This window comes from Paenibacillus sp. FSL H7-0331, from assembly GCF_001956045.1.
In genome coordinates, this window is the sequence record NZ_MRTH01000094.1 from 1 (window position 1) to 7,274 (window position 7,274).

Below are 7,274 nucleotides of genomic sequence, written 5' to 3' on the forward strand. Positions count from 1 at the left end.
GAGGGTTACACGTGGGGCCAGACGATTAGCGAAAGCGGCAGTTACTTTTTAGAAGTTTATGATCTTGCAGGTAATTCACGATGGTTCCAATTCATTATTGATATGGATGTACAGATCTCGGATGCACAAGCGGTAGACGGAGCAAAAACGGCATTGGTAATTACTTTTGGCGGTAGTGATACGGTATCGAGCGTATCGCAAAATGTAACCTTGCCAACAACAGGAACAAATGGAACCGTGATTGCATGGGTATCCGATAACACAGACATTATTATGACGACAGGTACGGTAACCCGTCCTGTACATGGAGCAGGCAATGCGACGGTAACCTTAACGGCGACTATCACTAAAGGTACAGAAACTGCTACAAAAACGTTTACGTTGATCGTCGTGGCAGCACCAGAAGTAATAGTTCCAGACCTAATAGCGCCAATAGTCACAATGACGAATGTGACAACATTCGCTGTCGGTACTGCGATCACAGGGGTACAAAGCAACGAAGTAGGGACGCTTTATCTGGTATCTGCTTCAGCTGCTGTAACGAATAAAGCTTCTCTTGATGCGCTGTTTACAGCAGGTACGGCAATAAAGGAAACGGTAAGTACAGCTAACACAGATACAAGCCTTTCAACGACAGGTTTAACTGCCGGGGAATATAAAGTATATGCCGTAGACACTGTGGGTAATGTTTCGAGTCCTTCAAATGTTACGTTAATATTAACTCCTGTTTCTCAACCTTTCATTATTAGTGGAGGAACGCTTAGCAAGGCTGGCGGAATCAAGGCTACAGTAACGGTGACAGGGAATAGTATGGGTTCAATTGTACACACAGGCAATGAAGTGGTCATCTTTCAATTGATGAAGGGTGAGATTCCAGTTAGTATCGTTGCTCTGGAGAAAGACATTCAATTCTCTGAAGCACTGACTGCTTACTTTAATGTCACAGGTTCGGACTACAAGGTTGACGTATTTGTAGTGGATAGTTACAGCAACAGTTTTACAGATGTCGGTAACCAATTAGCTAAAGCCATAACTTTAGAATAGTTAACACCATTTATTAGTAGATTCGGACCCGGGTTTGCCGGGTTCGATTTACAACATGAAAGCGAGGATATCGAGTGAAGATACGATTATTTAATATCGCAACAATTATTGCACTACTACTTACTTTAATGCCATTGAATATTATAGCTGCATCGGTGAATGTTACTTTAACGGATATACCCACAAAAAATCCTGGCGATACGGTTACTATATCGGGAACAACCAGTTTAAATGAAGTTATTATTAAAGCCATCCGACCTAATACTACTATTTTGTATTACGATGTTGCAGTTCCTATTAATGGAGGCTACACTACAAGCTTCAAGCTGCCAATAGATGCCGATTTAGGTAACTACACGGTTGTAGCGGGTAAGGGAACAGACGTGATTACAGGCGAATTTACAGTGGCAACAGCGGCAGTTGTAAGAACGAATGCGAACTTGAAAGCTTTACAATTAAGTGAAGCATCCGTAGACTTTTCTGCCGATAAAACGGAATATTCGGCTAGTGTAGGAAACAACGTTACAAGTATAACGGTTTCGGCAAATGCAGATGACACCGAGGCAACGGTTACAATTAATAGTGAAAAAACGAACTCTAAACAAATTAATCTAATGGAGGGTTCCAATACCGTCTTGGTTGAAGTGACGGCTCAAGATGGAACAACCCGAAAAATCTACAGTCTTTACATAAAAAGACCAGCTACTCAAATCGCAGTCCCAAATGTTCCAATCCTAGTATCTACGGAGCCACTAAGCATTTCTGTACCAGCAGGTTCAATGAATGCGACAATGCAAGTCCCGACTGTTACGTTAGGAACAATAAAACATGCCACGCTTCCGCTAATAGAAGTGAAAGTTGCTACTTCATTGGGGATTGTTAGTGTTACAATTCCTGCCGGCACTCAAATTACAGCTCCGGCAAACTGGGATAATGTCATTAAACTACCGGAGATTCAGAGCAATAGTAGTGTATCGGTAGCTAATGGAGCGGTTAGTACAGTTGTTGAAGTTGGATCACCTGATGTTACTTTAACCTTTGATAAAGGAGTACGGCTTCTTATACCAAACCAAGCAGGAAAAGCGGCTGGCTATGTAAAAGGTAGCATATTTACACCCATTACTGAAACAATAAGTGCTGATACACAAGCTGCTGCGGATAGAGAAATTGTGGCAGGGGGCGATGCGAAAATTGATGTTAATAGCGACCAAGTTATTTGGACGAAGCATTTCACTAAATTTGCGAGCTATACGACAGCACCACCAACGACTCCCACAACCAGTTCTGGTAGCAGCGGCGGTGGAGGCAGCTCTGTAATAAACACAGATATCATTTTATCCAATGGAGGTACCGTTAACCAAAATGGAGTTGTAATTGTCATTCCGGACGGGGCGGTTACGAGTGATATTAGGGTGACTGTTGATAAAGTAACTAATACGGCTACTTTACCTGCAACTCCATCGCTAAAACTTGTAAGTGATGTCTATGAGATTAAAAAAGATAAATTTGGTGAATTTAGCAAATCCGTATCTATTACATTGCCGTTTGACAAAACCTCCGTTGATTTGGATAAAACATCGGTTGCTGTATACTGGTTGAATGAACAAACAAACCAATGGATTCAGTTGGACAACACACAAGTCGATAAAGCTAATTCAACGGTAAGCGGATCCGTCAATCATTTTACTAAATTTGCTGTTTATGCTGCGGTCCAAACAGATGCTTCCACATCTGCACCTGGTTCTGTAGATTTTTCTGACATAAAGGGGCATTGGGCGGAAAAAAGCATTCAAGATCTGATTCAGTTGGGGGCTATAAACGGATATCCTGATGGAACATTTAAACCAGCTACTAACATTACCCGTGCTGAATTCGTTTCGGTTGTCGTAAAAGCTTTTAATCTTCCGGCAAAAGATGGGAAGGTCTTTGCGGACACCGCCAATCATTGGGCACACAATTCAATCTCCACAGCTGCAATGCATGGAATTATTTCTGGCTACAGCGATACGACTTTTGGTCCTGACGACCTTATTACCCGTGAGCAGATGGCTGTTCTAATTGCAAGTGTCAATAAAATGGAGTTGGTTGCCGACGGCAAGGCTTATGCAGATAGCTCCGACGTTTCCGATTGGGCAAAAGTTGCCATAGCTACTACGACTTCAAAAGGATTAATGGATGGCTTTGAAGACGGAACCTTGAAACCAAAAGGGAAAACAACTCGAGCGGAAGCAGCAACTGTTATCCTAAGAGCATTATCATTAAAACAATAATGTAATTAAAGATGAGTTTTTGGTTAAGGCTAAGAAATAGCCTTTGTCGAAAAAAGAGCGCCTCGGTATGATGGATTTGTCCACGGGTTCTAAACCCAACACCATCAAGGAGGCGCTTTTACTATGAAGTTTAAACAAACAGAAGGACAAAATCAACTAAATTTAACGAATTAGCACATCTCATCTTGTTGTAGGTATCGACATGGCTAAAGAGACTCATGTGAAACAAGCAGGACATTATTAAAGGAATTTTCTCAAGAGGATTAAGTACAGTCAGACGACTTTTAAGTCGGTCGAGGGTCTGAAGATAGGACACATACTTTGTGATGAATTGGTTAAACAAGGAGTTAAGAATGAAGATACTCCTGCCATTAACTTAATTGTACATCCAATCGGTGTAGGAATGTTCAGTGAAGAACAGTTCGACGAATGGATAAATGAAGCAAAAAAGATTGCTGTAGCATATAAACCAATGATTATTGGTACGAGTCACGCCGACGGCTCATTCAGAGGTAGTGATGTATCCATACCCATTGCATACTGTTTTGATAAAAATGGAGATGCTATTTTCGTTTCTAAAACGATGTGCGAACTCGGATGTTGGATACTCAAACAAAAACCCAGACCTGTTGATTAACCAGATTTTGTAACTTTAATCTCAACAGAGACATACGTTTGAATAAAGCGTTGAACCGCTAAAATTGCAGTGACTTGTTTTCTTAACGAGGAACTTTGCCAGTAAACCTACCTCCCTATAAACAATGATCCTGCATAGGAAAATTGCAGTTTCTAATTCTTTTACGACGTGGCTAAGAGTTATGTTGGTTAAGAAATCGCATACATTTTTTACTATACCCTCAAGCAATAAATGTTCAAAGGGGGCCTTTTTAAGTTCTGACAGAGGCAATTTTAAGGATTTTTAAGTTTGATATCGATCGGTGAAATTTGAACCGTCAACTTGCGTTAATATAAAACACTATGCTAAACTCCCGTCGTAACGAGACCACCTGTTTCTGTCGGCAGCATCGTCTTGGTTGTTTATTAAGCGTTAACGTTCCCGGTTATTTTAATCCCGAAATGCTTCGGGCGGACCAAGGGACGACGACAGTCGACCTGCCGCGTGAATATAATGTTAGGTGATGTCAGTCACTTCGTCGAATTGTATTCATAATTGTTGTTTATTCTCTTTAAAATAATGTCTATAATTTCAGTTGTCTTTAAGTGATCCGTAATTATATGCTCTTGATAAATATCCTTCTTAAAAGCTTCGACACATTTAGCTGCCCGTTGGAATGACCACCCTCCTACTGTATCACCACGCTTGACTAATCTGTTATAAATGGTGTCATCTGAAGCTATTAAACAAAAATGATAGAGCTCGTCATCTAATTCTTTAAATCCATTGTAAATGTAATTGAAGTTTTCCTCTTTATATATGGTCATGGGCACAATTAAGTGTTTTTGATACTTCTTCTTTACCTCTCCTGCCACCTTTACGGTCAAGATTTTCCAAAGTTCAATGTCCTGGAAATCATCAGTTTGTTCATGTATGTGCCTTACTTCCTCAGGTAATATCTTTCTAATCATAAGTCCAATTTCTTCAGGGTCAAATATCATGCTATTCGCAACAAATGGTTGTAGCATTTGGGCTGTGGAAGTCTTACCAGAACCAAAAGCCCCATTAATCATGATAATCACATGATCACTCCTGGTAATAATATGTCTTTTAATAAGCTTTGACTGATTTACATTATATATAGGAAGTTCGTAAATACTCCATCTCAAAATGATTTCGAGAAACTATTGAGCTCGTTAGATAAATGGTAACTACTCAGGTACTCTACAGTTGAAATGAAAATTGACCGCGAGTGACTTGGGTGAGCGATTGGAGTAAATTAAGGTTTTGTTTACGGAGTGTTGAAATAAAGCCGCGAATACGAGCAAACTGCTCAGCGCCTTCTTGGGTACGGAAAGCACCGGAGATTTTCAGTTTCACCTTGACCATTCGAATGTCACGCTCGGCTTGGTTGTTGTCGAAAGGGACGCGCGGGTCGTAGAGGAATCGCAAAATCTCGGTTTTATATAGCGAGAATCGAGCTAATAGATTCTGTGCCTTGGACTTCGCTTTTCGTCCGCGCTTGGCTTCCGTTGGCAAACAAGGCGAGTCTGGATTCTCAGCTTCGCCTTGGAGAAGGATTTCATCATAAGCCTGCGCCATCTGCTGTTGGTCTAACGTGGAGACGCCCCCCCAAGTTACGGGCCTGCTTGGCTTCATGGCAGGCTTTTTGGAGCAAGGCTTTCATCATTTCCGCCCAAGCCTGGCCGTCGTAATCGATGACCCCTTGGCATTCCCGTAACAAATGGGCGCCACAGAGGGCATGCTCAAACCGATACAGGTCTTTGAAATAGGAGGCCCAGCAATCGTGCACGACGATCCCTGCATACTGGGGCAGTACATTCATGGCATTCATGCCCAGATAGCCGCGCTTTTCGTGGATGCCATATAAAGTCAACCTTGCATTCGTTGCTGTATGCATCCATTGCAACTTCCCTTGGACACGCATCCCTGTCTCGTCGGCATGCAACACGTCACTCTGGATCAACTGCTCACGAATGATAGCTTCTACAGGAGCGAGCGCTTCGTGCAGGTTGCCCATATGGGTAAGGATCGTTGCTTCACTCGGGCTGTGCCCGGTGAGGTCACGCAGCAACTGCTGGATGCGTTCGACTGGCAGCAATTGATGGATATTCAAGTACACCATGAAGGCTTTGACTTGTTCACCGTATTGGGTAGGGGCATCCACACCAACAGGAAACACGCCCTCATTGAGGGTACCGCAATGCGAACAGCGTTTACGCTCTACGCGATGCTCAATAACCTGCATCTGGACAGGAACCAAGTCGAATACTTGGCGCCGTTCTTCTCGCAACACAGTGCTGTCGCCCAAAGCGATTTGGCAACAGGTGCACGTCTGCACCGTGTGTCGCTGGATGGTGTTGGGATGATCCACAAAACGCAAGGTTGTTCCCTCATGACCTGGCTTTCCGCCCTTTTTCCCGCCGGGTATGCGTAAGCTTTTGGGTTTGCGGAGCCCATCGCTTGAGGGTGGTTTGCTGCTGTTATTGCTCTTACTGCCCAGTTGCCGCTCTAATTCCTTGACACGAGCTTCGAGTTGGTTATTCCGCTCTTCCAGTTTGCAGACTTGGTCTTCGAGCTTTGCATTTTGTTCGAGAAGGAGGGTGATGAAGGAGGCAATTTCAGCGTCACCTTTACTGATGGTCATCACTTGTTCGGCTGTAAACTTCATCTGTCCCAACTCCCTTTCCGATCCGGTTTCTGTTATTTCTATTTTACCTGTCAAAACATCAATTGACTACTTATTCCATCACTTGAGCCGTGGTACCTGAGTAGTTACGATAAATGTAACCAAATCGGGGGGACTTATCCGGAGTTTCTTTTATTGCATAAAGCTAGTACTTATGTTGTGTTTGTGAAGAAAAACGGATCATCTAAGTGTATGGGATTTCCCATAACTTATTATGAGGGAGAACAGATACCTGGCTAAATGAAAAATGGACGCATTGAAGAAAGAAGTTGCTTCCTTACAGTAACTCCATTGCACTATCGTTCCCAGTTCGTAATGAGAGAACCCTATTTTTTCTCTAGAAAGGCCACGTAATCTCAGGTTCATCTCCTACTAGGGTTATCATTCGCTCCTCTTAGACCTTAAATGTTTTCCTTTATCCAAGAACGTAACTTATCAGCATAGAAAGAGCGTTCACCTGGATCGGACTGAGAACCCGTTGTCAGATAAAGTTGATCATTCACATATCTAGGGTAAACATGGAGATGATAATGCCACACGTCTTGATTACCAGCAGGCTCATTATGTTGCCGCGTAGAAATCCCATCACATCCATATGTACTTTTCATTGCAAACGCTGTAAGCTGAGCCGCGC

Annotated in this window: 7 protein-coding genes; 3 read left to right on the forward strand and 4 right to left on the reverse strand. The window is 42.7% G+C overall.

Annotation, left to right across the window (positions count from 1 at the left end):
- The 3 genes from BK127_RS44395 to BK127_RS41320 form a co-directional block, all read left to right on the forward strand.
- On the forward strand, positions 1-1,044 hold a 1,044-nt coding region (locus BK127_RS44395), incomplete at its 5' end, for an immunoglobulin-like domain-containing protein (protein WP_372237423.1).
- A gap of 74 nt (positions 1,045-1,118) precedes the next feature.
- Positions 1,119-3,314, forward strand: a complete 2,196-nt coding sequence (locus tag BK127_RS41315; RefSeq protein ID WP_076238451.1) for an S-layer homology domain-containing protein — start codon at positions 1,119-1,121, stop codon at positions 3,312-3,314.
- Positions 3,315-3,645: 331 nt separating this feature from the next.
- Positions 3,646-3,951 (forward strand): hypothetical protein, encoded by a 306-nt coding sequence (locus tag BK127_RS41320; protein ID WP_076238452.1) that lies wholly within the window; start codon positions 3,646-3,648, stop codon positions 3,949-3,951.
- Positions 3,952-4,460: 509 nt separating this feature from the next.
- On the opposite strand, the gene BK127_RS41325 is transcribed toward BK127_RS41320, so the two are convergent.
- From BK127_RS41325 to BK127_RS44640, 4 genes are all read right to left on the reverse strand, one after another.
- Complete coding sequence (locus tag BK127_RS41325; protein ID WP_256711699.1) at positions 4,461-5,003, reverse strand: tunicamycin resistance protein; 543 nt, start codon at positions 5,001-5,003, stop codon at positions 4,461-4,463.
- A gap of 151 nt (positions 5,004-5,154) precedes the next feature.
- On the reverse strand, positions 5,155-5,532 hold the full coding sequence (locus tag BK127_RS42845; RefSeq protein WP_144026726.1) for an IS66 family transposase: 378 nt from the start codon (positions 5,530-5,532) through the stop codon (positions 5,155-5,157).
- Positions 5,516-6,622 carry an IS66 family transposase gene (gene tnpC / locus BK127_RS41330; protein ID WP_083689981.1) on the reverse strand — a complete coding sequence of 369 codons (1,107 nt, stop codon included), beginning with the start codon at positions 6,620-6,622 and terminating at the stop codon, positions 5,516-5,518. The genes BK127_RS42845 and tnpC overlap by 17 nt, the downstream gene beginning before the upstream one ends.
- Positions 6,623-7,041: 419 nt before the next feature.
- The coding region (locus BK127_RS44640; protein WP_372237424.1) for an HIT family protein at positions 7,042-7,274 on the reverse strand (233 nt) is incomplete at its 5' end.